Genomic DNA, 18,492 nt, shown 5'->3' on the forward strand with positions numbered 1-18,492 from the left:
ATGTATCTCTCATTTTAAAAAATATGTAGATTTTTCTCTCTATTCCTTAGTTGATATATTTTTTACAATAAGATAGTTCTTGATGCAAAATACAAAGATAGCTAGAATTCCGAGAAAAGCAATAACCGTTACTATTCCGATTCGAAGTGAAAACGAAATGAGAAAGAGAACAAACAAAATCAAACAGGGAATCATTAATGGATTTATTTTGATTTCCAGTTTATCACCAGGTTTTGCCTCCACTGCTTTTGATCCCATATACCATTGATTGACGCTTATTTGTGTTGGTCCACTTACTTCAAATTCTCTTTCTTCATTATTTTTCAGACTAGCTACTTTTTCCCGATCCATTTTTACAGAAATTTTTGCCACCCCTCCAACAGCTCCTGTATTCCTTTTTATCCCTATTTTCATGATCATCCAACCCTTCTTTTTTATTTCTCTAAAATTTTAGCATATTTTTCAGTAAATTCATGTGTCTATTTTATGAACTTTTCTGTTGTTTATATCTAAAAGAGTGTAGGAATTCCTTTTATAAATTGTATCTATTCCCCTCTTTGCTCTGGCATTATATCAATATAGAATCGTATCAAATTTCTAAAGATCAATAAGAGAAAGCAAATTCCAAAAGAGATTGGTTTCGTTAACTCCAACTTATAGTGAATTTCCAGGGGATTAAAGTAAGAGATATATTATGGAAGTATCTAATAAAACTATCGAAAACTAAAACAAATCATTAATGCCTATTCCACTATTTCTGTAGCCGTCAGTGTATCCAATCAAATTAGCTGACCTAAGTTCAGTTAAACACCGTCTTCAGGTCAGCTATGCTTTCTAATTAAATTTGATCCAACTTTTTTGACTTCAGTATACTTTAAAACACACTCGCCCAACACCAACAACAGCAGCTACAACACCAACCACCTGGAGCTAATGCCGTTGCATTAAAGTCTGATTGATCTTCAACTTTTTTGATGATTTTCATAAGTTCACCACCTTTCAATTTACTATTTCTTTTTTACAAATGGAAAATGCTATGAACCCATACTCATTATGGATATGGAAGAATATCTTTCCTGTATGTTGTTCCTTCAACTAAGTATGTTTCGTATTTATCATGCCCCAACATAGGCTGTCCAGCAATAAAAGCTGGGGTAAACTCAGGGATATATACTTTAGATATATAGATATTTTTAAATCTTTTCGAAATTTTATAAGGAAAATAAATAGGATCAATGTTATTTTTTTTTAAGAAATTCTTCAATGTCTTTTTCATTTTTGAGTTTTGCTAATTCAGATAGTTTTACTACTTCATTACCTTTAATGTACCAATTTAATTTTTCTTTATGTTCTTCTAATCCGTAATAACTTACTGCTTGATAAAAAGTTTTGAATTTTTTTGGGTCATCGTCTGGTTCAACCGAAAGAACATAATTAGAGAATTGTGAAGTAATCCAGTTAGGAGCATAAACAATTTTTCTCGTGTTATTAATTGATTGAACATATTCTTCTAATGAATGAAGAATCGCTTTTTCAATATCACTATCAATCCCCCCACCTGTATTAAATGAATACTGGGTAAGATCCGAATCAAATGACATTGATGTTATCACATAAAAATCTTGTTGATCCTGATTATGCAAATAAAACTGGATGTTATTTTCTTTAATATAAGGTAGAAATTTTTTTTAGTTTCGGATTCTTTATTTGGTCAATTTCAATTCTCTTAGGCTGTCTGTTAACATACCAAGTTAAATTAATTTCATTTCTTTCAAGGATTTCTGTTAGTCCATGTTTTTTTCCACCGCGATAAGTGAAATGACTTGTCAAACCTCCACTTGTTGAATAGCCTATTCGCTTTTCATCTTTCAAATGTGGCTTGTAATAAATCAACATCAAAACAGCTGGGAAATATATTTCTTCTCCTGAAAAATAATGCTCTCCTTTAACCCAAGATATCGTAGTTTCTTCCATAAAATCATCGAAAACAAACTGATCTGAATCAAAATCTTCAGAACGGAAATTTTGCAAGATACTTGGATGTGAGGCGTTCTTATCTAGCTTCTTTAAGTCTTTATACGAGCCATAAATTAATTCTTGCTTGATTTCAAAGAACTCAAAAATCCCAACAAAACGTTCAAATGCTTCACCAAAAGAAGAGCAAATTGCTTTGTACATTGAGAAGCCCTTTCCACCAGCAAATACAGATGTGCTAACATCTTCAGACATAATTGTTTTTCCTAAGAGATAATTCAATAAATAGTCAATACTTGTAAATTGTGTATTACCAATAAATAAAGATAATTCATTAGATGGAGATAGAACCAAATCAATTTTTTTTAATCAAATTGAAATAGCCAAGATAGTTCATCATCTCCTTATAATTTTTATAATCATCTATTTCAAATATATACGGTTCACAAATTTTCTGATGATTGATTACATTAATTTTCATGTTATGCCTCCCACTTGATTTTATACTTATAAATAACAACTGTTAGAAGTATGCTTATTCCTGCCAAATAAAAGACACTCATTATATTTTCTTGAAATACTTGCTTGCCTAACCATAGCCCCTCTAAAACTTTAATGGAGTGAGCCATAGGCGTAAACTCTGCTACTTTTTTAATCAAGGAAGGAAGTGAGTCCAGTGGTATGGCAATACCTGACCCAAAAATCATCACCAGAAAAATAGCTGTTGAAGCAATATTTGTACTTCGTGACGATTTGAATAGCAACACCATCACATAGCCAAGACCATAAAAAATATAAATCGATAGTAACCAAAACAAGACGAAACTAACTCCCTGAATAAAAGTCATATAGAAATGAGCATCAAAAAAGAGAAAGCAAGTGAGACTCACAAGAATGCTAGAGATCAGATTGACAACAATATAAGTGACCATTACCGAAAAAAAAATACATCATATAAGATATTGGATAAGAAAAATACCTTTTCAATGTGCCCTTTTCTTTAAGCTCACTAATTGAAATTGGAATTCCCATTAAGCCGATATTAGCAATAATAAAGACAATATTTATCGGAAAAACCGTATCAATTCCTTTAAAACCTTTCTCTGCATCCATGACATCTTGTCCAAATGCGGAACCAAAAACAATCGTCAATACTAACGGTAAAACAAAGATAAAGAAAATTGAAGACGGCTCTCGCAAAATTGCTTTTGCTTCTGTTTTTACGATGGACTTACATTTAATAAATTGGGAAACTATCATTTTTCCTAAGTTCATTTCTTCAGTTTCTTGTACGATATTGTCTTTATGCATCCAATTTCACTTCCTTTTCTGACAGATACAAATAAATATCTTCCACCGAAATGTTGCGTGTATCCTCAACTTCCAATTTGAAGCCCTCATCAAGCTGATCCACCGATTTCTGAATATAAAAATTAACTAATAGACCAGAATAAACCGTTTCATAGTGGATATTGAACTCTTCTAGTTTTTGACTAATTCGCTCTTCATCTGCTTTTTTGCTCTGTATTCTCGTCTGATATTCAAAGGTTTCCAGCAAGGAGACCTTACTCCCTTTAAATAGTAAATTCCCTTTGCTCAACAATAAAATTTGATCACAGTAGCTTGCTGCTTGGTCTAAATAATGATCAGAAACAATACATATTTTTTCCGTTGAATAGTCTTTAATGACAGACCAAATGAAATCTCTTGTTTGAACGTCTAACCCAGAAGCTGGTTCATCAAAGAAAATAATGTCATAATCTTGAATAAAAAGAGAAGCAATCAATAATTTTCTCTGTAACCCCCCAGACAATCTCTGGCTTTTCTTATGTCGATGTTCATATAATCCGAATTTATGAAGATATAAATTGATGTCAATTTCTTTATCAAAAATTTCACTCACGAATTCCAATTCTTCTGTTACAGTTATGTTTTTTCTAACTCCATTTTGTTGAAAAAGAATCCCTACCTTTTTCTTGAATTCTGATTCAGTTATTGCTGCATTATATTCCACACTTCCAGAATCGGCTGAAATGATCTTGGCCATTATTTCCATCAATGTCGATTTTCCACTTCCATTTGGACCAGCTAATAAATACAATCCATTTTCAGAGATGTCGAAGGATACGTCTTTTAACGCATGATTATTGCCATAATATTTATTTAAATTCATTACCTTTATATTCATGCCACTTGCCCTTTCCTGATTTTTTTAGCATCAAATAATTATAAGAAACATGTATAGTAATCACGAAGAGAATATCCCTTGATAGCAAATAACTCACAGCCAAAACAAGACCCAAAATACTTTTAAACAGAACTTGCCATTTCCCAAAAACAACATGACATAGTCCAAAAATAAGTGAAGAAACAAAAATAGATACAATCATATATTCTTGTTTAAAAAAACAACGCTTGTCTCCAAACTAATTCTTCAAGAACCGAAATGCCACTCGAAACAAGAAAAATGAAAAAATTCAGCGTCCCTTTAAAATAAAAAGCTATATCTACTATTAATGATTTTTTGGTTACCATAAAATAGGCTGCTACTTCTAGCATATAGACGGTACAACCCAATATTATTCCAAAGATAATATCTTGAAATCTAAATTGAAACTTCGCATAAGCGTCATGAGGCATGTATAGCAACACAATACAGATAAGACTAACGGTATATACTGATAGCCAAACACTTAAAAAACTGATAACGAAGAGTGAGCATCACCACGCTTAGTAGCAACAACATAACTATAATTGGCATTTTTTACCAATACTTACCGATAAAATTGGAAGCTCTTCACTTTCTAATTCCAAATACTTTTCTACTTCATGCTCCAAATAGCCAGCAACAATGCAGCTCCCCAACCCCAATGACTCAGCAGTAATTTGTAAATTAGCTGCCGCAATACCTGTATCCACATGAGCAAAGCGGTAGCTACGTCGCAAATATTTCCATGATACTCGATTAAAGTCTGCTACATAAAGAACACAGATATTCGCATAGGTTATAAATTCATTTTGATAATGAATTTTATTTATAATGGGTCTAACATTTCCGTGATCAATTTGAACTAACTCATGTTTCAAAAAATTATAATAATAGATGCCACTTTCAATATTCTCTACATTATTGATAAATAGATACATATCTAAGTAATTGATCCCCCCTTGGCTATTAGTTTTCTTCACTGGAAACTCCCGTCGTGAATAGGCTCCAACAAATGTTTCTTTCCATCCAAAAGAAGTACTCATTAATGTAGAGAACTCGCTGAATGTCATTTCCTCATTTGCATAATCTCGTACACTTTTTCTATTCTGTAACAAATCATTGACCAGATTATCCGAAACTTCTGCCAACTTAATTACATTTTTTGCATTTTTATATTTTGGACTGATATTTTCAATGTAGTAATCTTCTTCTAAAACTTTGTATTGCTCATAATTCTTTGTTTTATAAGGCGTATCATCAATCACTTCGTGGACTAGTCGAATCACGTCTGTCACACCACATTCCACTAATTCCATTTGAAGTGTATCAAGCAAGTTGTTCCATGCTGTTGTCATTTAATTCTCTCCTTATCGATTGATAAAATAATTCATCACACTGCGTTCCACCCCATCAATTTGTAACCAGTCATTAAGCTTCTTGGTAGAAAAATATTCTAGTTTTTCTTCACTTAACTGATACTCTAGATAATGTAGAATTGCTCCATGCTTTAATAGTGCTTCTCTATAACCCGCCTCTCCCAAAAATAACATTTCTCTAATCGGAATAAATATAGGAAATAAAATTACACTATCTCTCTCGAGTTCTAACTTCGCTTCTTCAAATAAAAATCCTTGTTCTTGCTCAAATACTTGTTTTCTGTCCCCTATGTTATCTTTCCACTTAAACAGAAATTCTTTTTGGGGCAAGTATTGATAAATTTTGTCTTTGTGGACTAAAAGTAATTCAGTACTATAAAAATCTAAAGATGGTGCTTTTAATAATTGTTCACAAATAGATTTTATTTGTTTCGGAGCATGAATATAGGGGACATACTTATCACCTTCAGAGACATATTCTGACTTCGTAGGGTGAACGGTTTCAATATGCCATTTTTTTTGCTTTTTCCAGAAGCTTTTTTGTTTTTTTGAAAATTCACTGCTTTGATGGTAAAAACCATTTACATGCGCAAATTCATATGGTGAGAAATACTCCTCACTTGTGTATCTGCTTGAGTAATAGCTCAAATTACTTTCACTAAATTCAAAAATATTTTCTGATTTCACTGTATTTTCTTCTAAATAGGCTTTGAAAATTGCTTCCTCGTAAGAAGTAAATGCCGTTTCTGTGTTTTTCTCAATTTTACTCATCGATTTCACCTCAAATGAATGGATGTTTTATATTAATATCAGATTGACTTAACGAATTTTTAGGAAAACGAAATAATTTAGTCTTTGTGATAATAAATCGTTCTATATCAATTGAATATGCAAAGGAATTAATCAAAGTCTTTTCTAAATGCCGTTTTAAAATTAATAAACTACTTATCAGTACATACTCCCATTTAAAAGCATGAATTTTCATATCTACTTTTTTAGAAATCAAATGTTCTTTCATTACTTGATAATCTAATAAATTATGTAAAGAAGATTCTCGCATAATTTCATAGTCGTTATAGCACAAACCATCGTTCGCCATCAGTGGGAGAATGATTCCCTCATCCCCATCCACATAAGTTACAAATAATTTTTTATTATTTCTTACACAAAACTCATCGATCTCATGTAATACAACTGGAGAATAATAAGGCATGAATAAAGCAAGTATATCTTCATTAATTTTAAAATAATCAACGGTCTCTAAATCAACAACTCTAATTTCGTTATCAACCGCTTCTTTTAGTTTTTTTTGTAACTTGTTCTCTGGTTTTTGATGGTGTAAGTACACAAATTGTTTCTTTTTTTTTTATTTGATTTTGCAACTAAAATATCTGAGTCCCTTAATTGAGTCAAAATATCAGAAATTTGCTCTTCGGAAATAGTTAACTCTTGCTGTAATACTGATTGGATGTCTTGTTCTTCCATCGGATAATCCAATTCTTCAAATAATAAAGTCAAAAAACCTAACCTATCCTCATCAATAATATTAAACGAATAATTTGAAATTGTTCCTTTCTTCAATAGGTATTCGTACTTGTTCACTCTAATAAATAAAATTTCCTCATTTAGCATTAACATATTCTTCCTCCTCTAAATCGACTAATACACAAAATGATTTTTCACGATATTCTTGATCTAAAGTTGCTAACTCCATCATCTGTTTTTCTTTTATATCAATGTCATGTTTATCGCAAAATTCTTTGATAAGATTAATTGCACTCTCAAAATTCTCTGGGGTATTTAAAAAAGTGAACTTTTATTCCTTGTTTAGAAAATATTTTATTTTCGGAGATACAATAGTTACCATCTAGTTCATTATTTAAATCTTTAACTGGAATAACTATCTCAATAATCAACCCATCTGTTCTTCTTCCCCTTGGAATAGTTAAAACTTTCATTTCAAAACTTTTCTTTTTTCGTTTTAACTTATTGAAACATTTTATCGATTCCCTTTTCACAAATGATTGATTTGCATATTTTTTTTGTGAAGCTAATTGTATTTCCAAGACAAAAATTCTCGTACATTTCTATAACCATTTACTAACCTCCTTGTATTGATTCCCTTTCAGCTCTTATTTTTGTATCAATCATCAGGTAGTAAGCCCATTCCCGGATTAAAACTAAGTAATAAATTGGAAAGCTTTATTACACTTTTGCCAAATAACCTTTACCTAAGCAATAATACTCCGAATCTCCTCACCATAAACTGCGACATTCTGTTTTTCAATGACATATCTTTCATATTCGGCTTATTATAAGGCATTATATATGGTCTATATTATTCACCAATAAATTTTCATAAAAACTCTAAAAATGAAAAAAAAAATGTCAAAAAAAAAACAACATAATGACACTTATGATTCATAAGTGTCATTATGTTGTAGATAACTAATACAGTAGACAATTTTATTAATAAACATACTATTTATAAATAAACAGAAAAATAGGCCAAAAATAATTTCTTTATTCAGAAGAAAGTAACTTGCCTATTTTAAAATTGATGGAAGAATTTTATCATGCTTGAAGACTACATTTAACTGTTAAAATTCTCTCTTCCCTCCTAAAAAGAAGACAGTTACTTCCGTCATATTAAGGACATCTGTTTTTTTTATTTACTTTATTGACTTTGCCTCAAACTCATTCATCGTTTAATCTATCCAACAATCCTTTTAGATATCTCACCGAAGCATAACAACTTTCTCCATTATTCATAACAATCTCTCGTTCTCTTTTAGAAACTGAATGGACATTTTTTATATTCACAACAAAAGATTGGTGACATCGATAAAATGATGTGCTTTGTCTCTCGACGTCTTTTATTTTCCCATAATATTCTACCAATCTATTATTTAAGTGCACTACTAAACGATGGGCAGTTCTTGAAGATTCAATAAATAATATATCCTTGATTAAAAGCTTTACAGATGTCCTACAGCTTTCCACAATAATATATTCCTCTAGTTTGGTATGAGCGCAAAGATATCTCTTCACAGCCACATCAATACAGCTGATGATTCTACTTTTCAGCATCGCATCATCACCTTTAAGAATATAGTCCATCGCTTCTACTTTATAAAAAAAAAGTTAGGTGTGTAAGCTCCGCATGTGCTGTCACGAAAACGATTCGCGCATCCGGATATTCTTTTCTTATCTGTCCTCCAAGCGCAATCCCGTTCATCTCTGTCTTTAAATCTACATCCAAAAAAAACAATCCTGCATGTCCATCATTAGCTTCCATCAAATGATTCAACAGTTTTTCCGGATCTTCCCCTGCCCATGCAAACTCAACATCTAAATCCTGCATTAATAAATAATTTTTAATGATCTTTGTTATTTTTTCTCTTTGACTCAAATCATCTTCACAAACGTAAACTTTTAACATTAATCGATCTCCTTTTTTGCTCATCACTTAGAAGTTTTTATTTTATGTAGATCAATACTTAAAAAAATCATCTTGCAAAATTAATTTACGTGTCTGAAACTAAACAAATTATACCATCTCAATGCCAAATATTGCAGTGAAATTTTTCACATAAATTCCAAATTTTCTTTACTTTTATATGTAACTACTACCTACCTTTAATTTCAAATTTATGAAATTAAGATGATTTCACGAACACAATTTGGCAGAAATTTGATGGGAAATCTTTCGCACAATAAAAAAAAATGAATAAACATCAGATAACAGCTTACAAAATCTGGTTTCTCTCACAGTCTGCTGTGTCCTAATCAGCGTAGCATTATCTTTCCGCTCTTTGCCCCCCTCATCTTTTTCCATACCATTCTACCACTTCTGCAACATCATAGGATAATTCCAAATAAATCAAATCAGCTTATTGATATTAACAAAACAAAAAAAGCTCTAAGTGTTGATATATCAACACTTAGAGCTACTATTCAAAAATCAACCAATCGAGCCTTCCATTTCGAACTTGATCAATCGGTTCATTTCTACTGCATATTCCATTGGTAGTTCCTTTGTAAACGGCTCGATAAAGCCCATAACGATCATTTCCGTTGCTTCTTCTTCCGTCACACCACGGCTCATCAAATAGAAAAGCTGTTCTTCTGAAACCTTCGAAACTTTCGCTTCGTGTTCCAGTGAAATATTATTGTTTAAGATTTCGTTATATGGAATCGTATCCGATGTCGAAGATTGGTCCATAATCAGCGTGTCACACTCAATATTCGAGCGCGCCCCGTCTGCGTTCCGTCCGAAATGGACAATCCCACGATATGTTACATTTCCGCCTTGTTTCGAAATCGATTTCGAAACAATGGTGCTCGACGTGTTCGGCGCCATGTGCATCATTTTCGCACCGGCATCTTGACGTTGGCCTTTCCCAGCAATCGCAATCGAAAGTGTCGTCCCGCGAGCTCCTTCACCGCGAAGGTAACAAGACGGATACTTCATCGTCAGTTTTGAACCAATGTTTCCATCAATCCATTCCATTGTTCCGTTTTCTTCAACAAAAGTACGTTTCGTAACAAGATTATACACGTTATTTGCCCAGTTTTGAATCGTTGTATAACGGCAATATGCATTTGGTTTCACGACAATTTCAACAACCGCCGAGTGAAGCGAATTCGTCGTATAAACCGGCGCCGTACAACCTTCCACATAGTTGACACTGGCGCCTTCATCGACAATAATCAGCGTCCGCTCAAATTGTCCCATATTTTCTGAGTTAATTCGGAAATAAGCTTGAAGTGGCGTATCTACTTTAACCCCTTTTGGTACATAAATGAACGAGCCACCCGACCAAACCGCCGAGTTTAGTGCTGCAAATTTGTTGTCAGACGGCGGGATTACTTTCGAGAAGTGTTCCTTAAAGATGTCTTCATTTTCCTTGAGCGCCGTATCCGTGTCTTTAAACACAATACCTAAATCTTCAAGATCTTGCTTCATGTTGTGATAAACCACTTCGGATTCATATTGAGCTGATGCTCCTGCAAGATACTTCTGTTCGGCTTCTGGGATTCCAAGTTTATCAAAAGTACGCTTAATCTCTTCCGGAACTTCGTCCCAAGAGCGAACTGTCTGTTCGGACGGTTTGACGTAATAGGTAATGTCGTCAAACTCAAGTTCAGATAAATCTCCACCCCAAGTCGGCATTGGCATCTTATAAAATTGCTCAAGCGACTTCAAGCGAAAATTAAGCATCCATTCCGGCTCTTCTTTAATACTCGAAATTTCTCTTACTACTTTCTCCGTTAGCCCGCGTTCCGTACGGAAAACCGAAGTATCTTTATCATGGAAACCATATTGGTATTCGCCAATTTCTGGAATTTCAGTCATGCCTTTTCCTCCTTTAACGACTTTCTTTTTCGTAAATCGCTTTTTCCATCGCCTTCCAAGAAAGCGTTGCGCATTTAATCCGTGCTGGGAATTTTGCAACTCCAGAAAGCGCCTCAACATCCCCATTTTCATCCACAGGTTCGTGTTCGTGCCCTTGCACCATCTCAGAAAAGCGTTTCGACATCAAAAGTGCTTCCTTTTCCGTATGACCAACCACACTTTCAGTCATCATCGAAGCACTGGCCATCGAAATCGAACAACCGCTTCCGGTAAATTTCGCTTCGGCAATTTTGTCGCCTTCAATTTTGAGATGCAGATGAATTTCATCCCCGCAAGTTGGATTATTCATATCAATCGTCACATTCGAATCTGGAAGTTCGCCTTTATTTCTTGGATTCTTATAATGATCCATAATGACTTGTCTATATAACTGATCTAATTTTCTTGAACTCATAAGCCAAAATACTCCTTTGTCAGTTGAAGTCCGCGGATGAACACATCAATTTCTTCCTTCGTATTATACAGATAAAAGCTTGCCCGCGCTGTCGACTGAACGCCAAGCCACTTCATGAGCGGTTGCGCGCAGTGATGCCCGGCCCGAACAGCCACTCCTTCTTCATCAAGCACCGTCGCCACATCATGCGGGTGAATGCCATCCAAATTAAAAGTAACGAGACCACAACGTTTTCTTGCATCAAGAGGTCCGTAAATCGTTAGTCCCTCTATTTTTTGCATCTCAGAAAGCGCGTAAGCCGTAAGCTCTTCTTCATACGCATGAATGTTTTCCATCCCGATTTCCGACAAATAATCAATCGCCGCACCAAGGGCAATTTCACCGCCAATTGTCGGTGTTCCTGCCTCAAACTTCCACGGTATTTCTTTCCAAGTCGAATCAAAAAGTTCCACAAAGTCAATCATTTCGCCGCCAAATTCCGTCGGTTCCATTCGCTCTAACAGTTCACGTTTACCATATAAAATACCCGTCCCCGTTGGCGCAAGCATTTTATGACCAGAAAACGCATAAAAATCAACATCCAAATCTGTCACACTAACCGGCATATGCGGTACCGCCTGAGCACCATCCGCAACAAGCACCGCGCCAAATTCGTGCACAAGCTCCGCAATTTCCTTAAGCGGCGCAATCACTCCCATCACATTCGAAACATGTGCCAAAGCGACGATCTTCGTTTTCTCAGAAAGAACACTTCGCACCGCTTCAAGAGTAATCGAGCCATCTGCTTCCAGTTCCACATAGCGAAGCGTCGCCCCTTTACGTTTAGCGAGCTGTTGCCAAGGAATCAAATTTGAATGATGTTCTAGATAAGAAATCACAATCTCATCACCTTGTCCGACATTTGATTCCCCGTAACTATCCGCAACCAGATTCAGTGCCGTAGTCGTTCCACGTGTAAAAATAATTTCTGAACTACTTTTAGCAGAAATGAATTTCGCTACTTTCGCACGAGCCGCTTCAAAAGCATCCGTTGCCCGCCCAGCAAGCGTATGAACGCCGCGGTGAACATTAGCATTATCTTCCGTGTAGTAACGACTAAGCGCATCGATCACCTGTTTAGGCTTTTGTGAAGTCGCCGCATTATCCAAATAAACAAGTGGCTTTTCATTCACTTCTTGATTTAAAATTGTAAAATCCGAACGAATTTGAGCGAAATTTTTCATCTTAGCGCACTTTCCCTTCGATAACCTCTTTAAGCATCACTTTCACGCCTTCAATCGGCAATTGTTTCACAACCGGATCAAGGAATCCGTGAATCACAAGGCGTTCTGCTTCACTGCGTGAAATCCCGCGGCTCATCAAGTAAAATAATTGAACCGGATCTACACGTCCAACAGAAGCCGCATGTCCTGCTACAACATCATTTTCATCAATCAAAAGAATTGGATTCGCATCGCCACGAGCTGACGGACTGAGCATCAACACACGAGATTCTTGTTGTGCATCCGATTTCGACGCCCCGTGTTTGATGTGTCCAATCCCATTAAAGATCGTTGTCGCTTTATCTTTCATAACCCCATGAGAGAGAATCGTTCCCGTTGAAGCTTTTCCGTAATGCGTCACACGCGTTGTCACATTTTGCGTTTGCTTCCCGCGTCCAACCGTCACTGTCTTCACATCGCCCGAAGAACCGTCTCCCATTAAGTTCGTTACATTTTCATTGATCGTATCGCCGTCATTCATTAAGCCAAGTGCCCACTCAATCCGACTATCTGCGCCAATATGACCACGACGATTCATATAAGTCGTCACGTGGCTCGACAAATTATCAACAGCACCGAAAGTGATTTTCGCACCGCGATTTGCGATTACTTCTTCAATCACATTCACAACACCCTTTGAATCTTCATCGAGTGTCACATAGTTTTCCACGTAAGTGACAGAACTGTTATCGTCTGCAACGAGCAACACATGGTTTACAAGCGGAAGGGAAGCATCTTTTTGTACGAATACCGCTTGAATCGGCTCTTTGATCTCCACATTTTTCGGCACATAAAGAAATGCTCCGCCATTGACTAATGCCGCGTGGAAAGCAGTGAGTTTGTGTTCATCACTTTGAACGGCTTGCGTCATGAAATACTTCATGACAAGCTCTTCATGTTCTTTTAGGGCAGTAAAAATGTCTGAAAAAATCACACCTTGCGCTTTTAATTCAGCACTCAGCTGAAGTTTCGCCGGATGCGTATCCACTTGTACATAAAAATTAGCCTCTTTATTATCTAGATCCACAAGGCTCGCTACTTTATCCGCAAGCCCTTCATCCGTTATGCCATTTTCAAAGGCTTGGTAGGTGTCAAACTTCGTAAAATTCCAGCGATCGATTTTTGTTTTATCCACAAAAGGCAAGCTAAGCTCCCCTGCCGATTTCCAGTTCGCTATGCGAAGATCTGTAAAAGCTTTTGGTTCGCCAGCGCCTTCAGAAAAAGTGCGGATAAAATCATCCTTTAAAACCGTATTTTCCGTCATGATTTTAGCCTCACTTTCCTTAGTTTTGTTCGAGTGTTTCTTCTTCCTCTTCAAACTCAATACCAAGCTCTTGCTTGATCCAATCGTAACCTTCTGCTTCTAGGCGTTTCGCAAGTTCTGGGCCGCCTTCTTTCACGACTTTCCCTTGCATCATTACATGTACAAAATCAGGTTCGATATAATTTAAAAGACGTTGATAGTGCGTGATGATCAAGCAACCAAAGCCTTCGCCGCGCATCGCATTCACGCCTTTTGATACCACTTTAAGCGCATCAATATCAAGCCCTGAATCAATTTCATCAAGAATAGCAATTTCTGGTTCAATCATGAGAAGTTGCAAAATTTCGTTACGTTTTTTCTCCCCACCAGAAAAGCCTTCATTTAAATAGCGTTCAGCCATTTCTTCATCCATATCAAGCAATTCCATCTTGTCATCAAGCTTGCGGATAAATTGCATAAGCGGGATTTCTTTTCCTTCTTCACGACGGCTATTAATAGCAGCACGAATAAACTCAGCATTTGTTACACCGCTGATTTCACTTGGGTATTGCATTGCAAGGAAAAGCCCTGCACGAGCGCGTTCATCTACTTCCATTTCCAGTACATCTTCGCCGTCCAGTGTAATCGTTCCTTGAGTAACTTCATATTTCGGATGCCCCATGATCGCCGCAGACAACGTGGATTTCCCTGTCCCGTTTGGCCCCATGATCGCATGGATTTCTCCTGTAGAAATTTCAAGGTTCACACCTTTCAAGATTTCTTTTCCTTCTATTTCAACATGTAAATCTTGGATCTTTAGTGTCGACATTAAAAAATACCCTCCCTATCGTTTGTTCATGCTTTTTCGCATAATCTCAGTTTAGTATAATTCTAATCTAATCGCAACCAATAAAAATGCGCTGCACGTTTTACCTCCTTCATTTTACTATTAAAAAGTCGAAATTGCTAGCTTATAAATGATTATCATCGTTAAACTACATTTGAGAATCTTTCAACTCATATTTTTAAAACCACTGTGAACTTTTTCTCAAATAAAAATAAAAAGTATAAACTTATTGCATAAAAGTCAAACTTTTGCTATATTTTTTATGTAAGCGTTTTACTGACAACGAAGAAATTAGCAAACGGATTTTAAATAAGAGGAGGGAAAGGGAGAACATGAAAAAGAGAACTTTGATTATCGCACTATTTGCCGCTTGTTTATTTTTAGGAGCTAATCACGCGCATGCAGAAGAAAAAGCAGCTATCAGCAACGGTGGATTCGAAAGACCGCTTGAAAAAAAATGCAACTCAAACGTATAAAGCTGAACGAGTTACTTCATTAAATGGGAAAGTACATTCAGGCAATTTCGCTTTAAAAATTGGGAATGAAGCGCCTGACAAAGCAGATCCAAAATATCCGCTATGGCAATTTAATGGTAGCAAAGGGTCTGTTAACCAAGTCGTAAAAAACGTGAAACCAAATACGCAGTATAAAATTTCGATGTATTATTTCAATGAAAGCGGTGCGGATATACGACTTGGCGTGCTTGATACAGAAGGAAGTAAGAACTGGAAAAGCGGTCAACTGAATTCCGTATATCACAATTACAAAACGAAATCGAACGCATGGGAACAAGATACTTTCACAATTACAACAGGACCACGCACGACGGAACTTTATCTTTTTGCCCTAACAAACTGGAGTCCAGACTTTAATTTTGCGAGTGTCTTTTACGTGGATGATTTTTCAGTTGAAGAAGTTGCTAAAGAGCCTTCTACTGTCACTCAAACAATCGACTATAAACCAGCTACAGCTAATGAATTTCCTATAACGATGCCACTTATTAAAAACTTTACGAAAAATGATGATCCAGCCTTTCAACTGAACAAAAAACATACGGACTTCTATGCCTCTAAAAATACTTTCACCCAAGCGAAAACACTTGCGCAGAAGTTAAAACAAGAGGGAATAATTAAATCTTACTCGGTTAAGATTACTAATAGCAAACACAAAAAGCGTTCGGGTATTTACATAACTGAAGCGCCTATTAGTTATGCTCTCAAAACCGACACCCCCGTTTCTAGAAAAGAAGCTTACGAAATCAATATCTCAAAGGAAAAAGTAGAACTTCATTCGAGTAACTTAACGGGCATACAAAATGGTACGATGACCCTCCTTCAAGCTTTAAGACAACGGGACTGGCTTCCTGCGGGAACTGTTGAAGATTACACCGACCAAGAAATTCGTGGCTTACAAGTCGATTCTGGACGGCGCTATTATTCGATGGATTGGCTTAAAAAGACGGTCGATCAAATGGCAGAACTTAAAATGAACAAACTGCAGCTTCGTTTAAAAGATAATGAAGGAATTCGCTACGAGTCGAAAGTGGCTCCCCAATTTGTAGATACTTACGGCGGATACTGGACGAAAGCAGAAATTCAAGACCTTGTTCGCTATGCACGTGCTCGTAACATCGAAGTTATTCCAGAAGTTGACCTTCCTGGGCACTCTGAGCAAGACGGAATCTACTTTGACGCCGATTGGCTACTCAATCCAGGTGAAGATTCACGTGCTCTTGACTTTTCAAATCCTGAAGTAAGAGAATACATGGCTAATCTCTATAAGGAAGCATTCGATTTATTCGATTCAAATATCGTCCACATCGGTGGAGACGAATACTTCCAAACGAAAAATTTTGAAGACCCTGAAGGAAAACTTGCAAAATGGGCACAAAAAGAATCAGGCAATCAAAATGCAGACCAGTACGATGCTTTAAGGCTCTTCCTAAATGAAATGGCGAAACCGTTTCTAGATGAAGGCAAAACGGTCTTCGTTTGGAATGACAATTTGATTGGTGATAGTAACGCAGTTATTCCACTTGATAAGCGCATCACAGTTGACGTTTGGGCTGGAACTATTTACGGCTCAACTACTGCCAAAGAAAAAATCAGCCAAGGCTATAAAGTGGTTGGTTCAGCCTCTGACTTGTATCACGATTTATGGCCAGAAAATGACAAACTCGATCGCCCGCTACCTGAAAAACTTTATAATGAGTGGTTCTCAAGCACCTATTCTCGCGGATTCAATCCTGCTGAAAACTTAACTGACCAAGAACTACTACAAAGCAAAGGACAATTCTTCCCGATTTGGGACGATGCAAACGGATTCGCACCAGAATATATTTTGACGAAAACACTCTATCCACGAATCAACTTATTTGCAAATTCCATGTGGGGATCAACAGAATGGCGCGACACACGTAATAAACCATCTTTCGGTGAACTTGAAAGAGTCATCACTTCGTTTGCAAACAAAGATGCAGCAAGTATTGAATACACAAATGACGATGTTCGTTTCATTAAAAACACGATCAATGAAGCGCTAAATAGTAATCCGCAACAAGGGACAACAAAAGCAAGAGCTGAACTAAAAACATATTTAGCAAAAATCGAGCAGAACCGAGCAGCCAATAATGACAAGATTTTCACTGCTATCCGCCTATTTGAAAATTTAGGTAAAGATTCAGGTCAGAAGCAAGCCACTGTAACGGTTCGTTACCAAGACACACGGGGCAACAAACTTCTTGATGATGTCCAGTTAAAAGGAAACATTGGGGACCGCTATCAAACAGAGCGAAAAAAAAATTGATGGCTATAGCTTTAAAAAGGTCATCGGACAAGCTTCTGGTAAATTTAAACAGCACTCGCAAACGATCACTTATGTTTACGAGAAAAAACCAGAACGTGCTGGAAACGTCACAGTCACTTATCAAGATAAGAATGGCAAAACACTCGCTCCATCTAAAATTTTGACCGGTAAAGTGGGTGAGCGTTACCACGCAAAAGCCAAAAGCATTAAAGGCTATAAATTAGTAAGTTATCCAAAGAACGTCAAAGGAAGCTTCACTAAAAAAGAACAAACCGTTCGATTTATCTACCAGTATCACAAAAACAAACACTAATAAAAAAAGAAGTCGCTTCAAGCCAAATAGGGCTGAAGCGACTTCTTTTTATGAATTAAAATCAATTAAACACATGCCTTGTCGTTATTTTTGCACAACTGGAATCCAGATTTCTCCATAAACACGCCCGTCTCGTTCGCCCATCTCAACGACTGCATTTGGCCCGCCTACATAAGCAACACCTTCTACTTCTGATAAGACTTGCCCAAAAGCGATTCCAGCAAGCGTGTTACTAAGTTCTTCAGTTGTTGCTGCTTCCCCACCTACAACAACATATTCCCCTTTTGGAAACTGAATCATTCGAGTAGCATCTGATAAATTTTCTTCTGTTAAAACTCCCGCATAATACATCATTTTATTGTTAACCGCTTCATTTACAGCAAATAAGTATGCATTTGATGCCACTTGTTTTAGTTTCTCAAGCCGCCCATCTTGTTTGATAGTCGCCCAAAATGCTTGTTTCTCACGATTAATCCCTTCAAAATCGCGGTAATCACTAACCAACTCCGTGCCAATCCCTAACACTGTAAATTCATCTTTTGTTTCTAGCTTGTAATCTGCCATTCTTTATCCCTTCCTTCTCATCTATTCATCAAACAGTTGGCTTTTCTATTTGATAGTCTTATAATACAAACAAAAGATTTCAAAAG

22 protein-coding genes are annotated in these 18,492 nt (G+C 36.3%); 2 read left to right on the forward strand and 20 right to left on the reverse strand.

Annotated elements, in window-relative coordinates; genetic code table 11:
- Positions 1–39: 39 nt before the first annotated feature.
- The 19 genes from MAQA_RS01930 to sufC form a co-directional block, all read right to left on the reverse strand.
- Positions 40–372, reverse strand: a complete 333-nt coding sequence (locus MAQA_RS01930; protein WP_149023275.1) for a hypothetical protein — start codon at positions 370–372, stop codon at positions 40–42.
- 866 nt (positions 373–1,238) lie between these two features.
- Positions 1,239–1,601 carry a hypothetical protein gene (locus MAQA_RS01940; protein ID WP_036070755.1) on the reverse strand — a complete coding sequence of 121 codons (363 nt, stop codon included), beginning with the start codon at positions 1,599–1,601 and terminating at the stop codon, positions 1,239–1,241.
- A 64-nt stretch (positions 1,602–1,665) separates the two neighbouring features.
- Complete coding sequence (locus tag MAQA_RS01945; RefSeq protein ID WP_036070756.1) at positions 1,666–2,229, reverse strand: YcaO-like family protein; 564 nt, start codon at positions 2,227–2,229, stop codon at positions 1,666–1,668.
- A gap of 227 nt (positions 2,230–2,456) precedes the next feature.
- Positions 2,457–2,906, reverse strand: a complete 450-nt coding sequence (locus MAQA_RS13435) for an ABC transporter permease (RefSeq protein WP_077913525.1) — start codon at positions 2,904–2,906, stop codon at positions 2,457–2,459.
- Positions 2,872–3,285, reverse strand: a complete 414-nt coding sequence (locus MAQA_RS13440; RefSeq protein ID WP_052008405.1) for an ABC transporter permease — start codon at positions 3,283–3,285, stop codon at positions 2,872–2,874. The genes MAQA_RS13435 and MAQA_RS13440 overlap by 35 nt, the downstream gene beginning before the upstream one ends.
- Positions 3,278–4,162: an ABC transporter ATP-binding protein gene (locus tag MAQA_RS01955; protein ID WP_077913526.1), complete on the reverse strand. Its 885-nt coding sequence runs from the start codon at positions 4,160–4,162 to the stop codon at positions 3,278–3,280. Before MAQA_RS01955 ends, MAQA_RS13440 begins: the two co-directional genes overlap by 8 nt.
- Positions 4,134–4,364 carry a CPBP family intramembrane glutamic endopeptidase gene (locus MAQA_RS16535; RefSeq protein ID WP_036070762.1) on the reverse strand — a complete coding sequence of 77 codons (231 nt, stop codon included), beginning with the start codon at positions 4,362–4,364 and terminating at the stop codon, positions 4,134–4,136. Before MAQA_RS16535 ends, MAQA_RS01955 begins: the two co-directional genes overlap by 29 nt.
- A 358-nt stretch (positions 4,365–4,722) precedes the next feature.
- Positions 4,723–5,538: a SagB/ThcOx family dehydrogenase gene (locus MAQA_RS01970; RefSeq protein ID WP_036070767.1), complete on the reverse strand. Its 816-nt coding sequence runs from the start codon at positions 5,536–5,538 to the stop codon at positions 4,723–4,725.
- A 12-nt stretch (positions 5,539–5,550) separates the two neighbouring features.
- Positions 5,551–6,330: a hypothetical protein gene (locus MAQA_RS01975; protein WP_036070770.1), complete on the reverse strand. Its 780-nt coding sequence runs from the start codon at positions 6,328–6,330 to the stop codon at positions 5,551–5,553.
- Between the two features lie 10 nt (positions 6,331–6,340).
- Entirely contained in the window at positions 6,341–6,907 is a 567-nt protein-coding gene (locus MAQA_RS01980) for a hypothetical protein (RefSeq protein WP_036070773.1), read from the reverse strand.
- Positions 6,859–7,197 carry a hypothetical protein gene (locus MAQA_RS01985; protein ID WP_036070776.1) on the reverse strand — a complete coding sequence of 113 codons (339 nt, stop codon included), beginning with the start codon at positions 7,195–7,197 and terminating at the stop codon, positions 6,859–6,861. Before MAQA_RS01985 ends, MAQA_RS01980 begins: the two co-directional genes overlap by 49 nt.
- A gap of 143 nt (positions 7,198–7,340) precedes the next feature.
- Positions 7,341–7,625: a hypothetical protein gene (locus tag MAQA_RS01990; RefSeq protein ID WP_036070779.1), complete on the reverse strand. Its 285-nt coding sequence runs from the start codon at positions 7,623–7,625 to the stop codon at positions 7,341–7,343.
- 631 nt (positions 7,626–8,256) lie between these two features.
- Complete coding sequence (locus MAQA_RS16540; protein ID WP_420911916.1) at positions 8,257–8,679, reverse strand: LytR/AlgR family response regulator transcription factor; 423 nt, start codon at positions 8,677–8,679, stop codon at positions 8,257–8,259.
- A 10-nt stretch (positions 8,680–8,689) separates the two neighbouring features.
- Positions 8,690–9,001, reverse strand: a complete 312-nt coding sequence (locus MAQA_RS15100) for a response regulator (RefSeq protein ID WP_241463018.1) — start codon at positions 8,999–9,001, stop codon at positions 8,690–8,692.
- Positions 9,002–9,523: 522 nt separating this feature from the next.
- Positions 9,524–10,918 (reverse strand): Fe-S cluster assembly protein SufB, encoded by a 1,395-nt coding sequence (gene sufB / locus MAQA_RS02000; protein WP_036070782.1) that lies wholly within the window; start codon positions 10,916–10,918, stop codon positions 9,524–9,526.
- Positions 10,919–10,931: 13 nt separating this feature from the next.
- Entirely contained in the window at positions 10,932–11,372 is a 441-nt protein-coding gene (sufU, locus tag MAQA_RS02005) for a Fe-S cluster assembly sulfur transfer protein SufU (protein WP_036070785.1), read from the reverse strand.
- Positions 11,369–12,595 carry a cysteine desulfurase gene (locus MAQA_RS02010; protein ID WP_036070788.1) on the reverse strand — a complete coding sequence of 409 codons (1,227 nt, stop codon included), beginning with the start codon at positions 12,593–12,595 and terminating at the stop codon, positions 11,369–11,371. Before MAQA_RS02010 ends, sufU begins: the two co-directional genes overlap by 4 nt.
- A gap of 1 nt (position 12,596) precedes the next feature.
- The gene (gene sufD / locus MAQA_RS02015; protein ID WP_036070791.1) at positions 12,597–13,898 is read right to left on the reverse strand and encodes a Fe-S cluster assembly protein SufD; all 1,302 of its coding nucleotides are present in this window, start codon (positions 13,896–13,898) and stop codon (positions 12,597–12,599) included.
- Between the two features lie 19 nt (positions 13,899–13,917).
- Positions 13,918–14,706 carry a Fe-S cluster assembly ATPase SufC gene (gene sufC / locus MAQA_RS02020; RefSeq protein ID WP_036070794.1) on the reverse strand — a complete coding sequence of 263 codons (789 nt, stop codon included), beginning with the start codon at positions 14,704–14,706 and terminating at the stop codon, positions 13,918–13,920.
- 417 nt (positions 14,707–15,123) lie between these two features.
- On the opposite strand from sufC, the gene MAQA_RS02025 reads away from it, so the two are divergent.
- The gene (locus MAQA_RS02025) at positions 15,124–17,529 is read left to right on the forward strand and encodes a family 20 glycosylhydrolase (RefSeq protein ID WP_052008406.1); all 2,406 of its coding nucleotides are present in this window, start codon (positions 15,124–15,126) and stop codon (positions 17,527–17,529) included.
- Positions 17,492–17,842 (forward strand): MucBP domain-containing protein, encoded by a 351-nt coding sequence (locus MAQA_RS15990; RefSeq protein ID WP_036070795.1) that lies wholly within the window; start codon positions 17,492–17,494, stop codon positions 17,840–17,842. The genes MAQA_RS02025 and MAQA_RS15990 overlap by 38 nt, the downstream gene beginning before the upstream one ends.
- Positions 17,843–17,926: 84 nt before the next feature.
- On the opposite strand, the gene MAQA_RS02035 is transcribed toward MAQA_RS15990, so the two are convergent.
- Positions 17,927–18,406, reverse strand: a complete 480-nt coding sequence (locus tag MAQA_RS02035; RefSeq protein WP_036070796.1) for a GyrI-like domain-containing protein — start codon at positions 18,404–18,406, stop codon at positions 17,927–17,929.
- Between the last annotated feature and the right edge of the window lie 86 nt (positions 18,407–18,492).

The organism is Listeria aquatica FSL S10-1188 (assembly GCF_000525795.1).
Lineage (GTDB): Bacteria > Bacillota > Bacilli > Lactobacillales > Listeriaceae > Listeria > Listeria aquatica.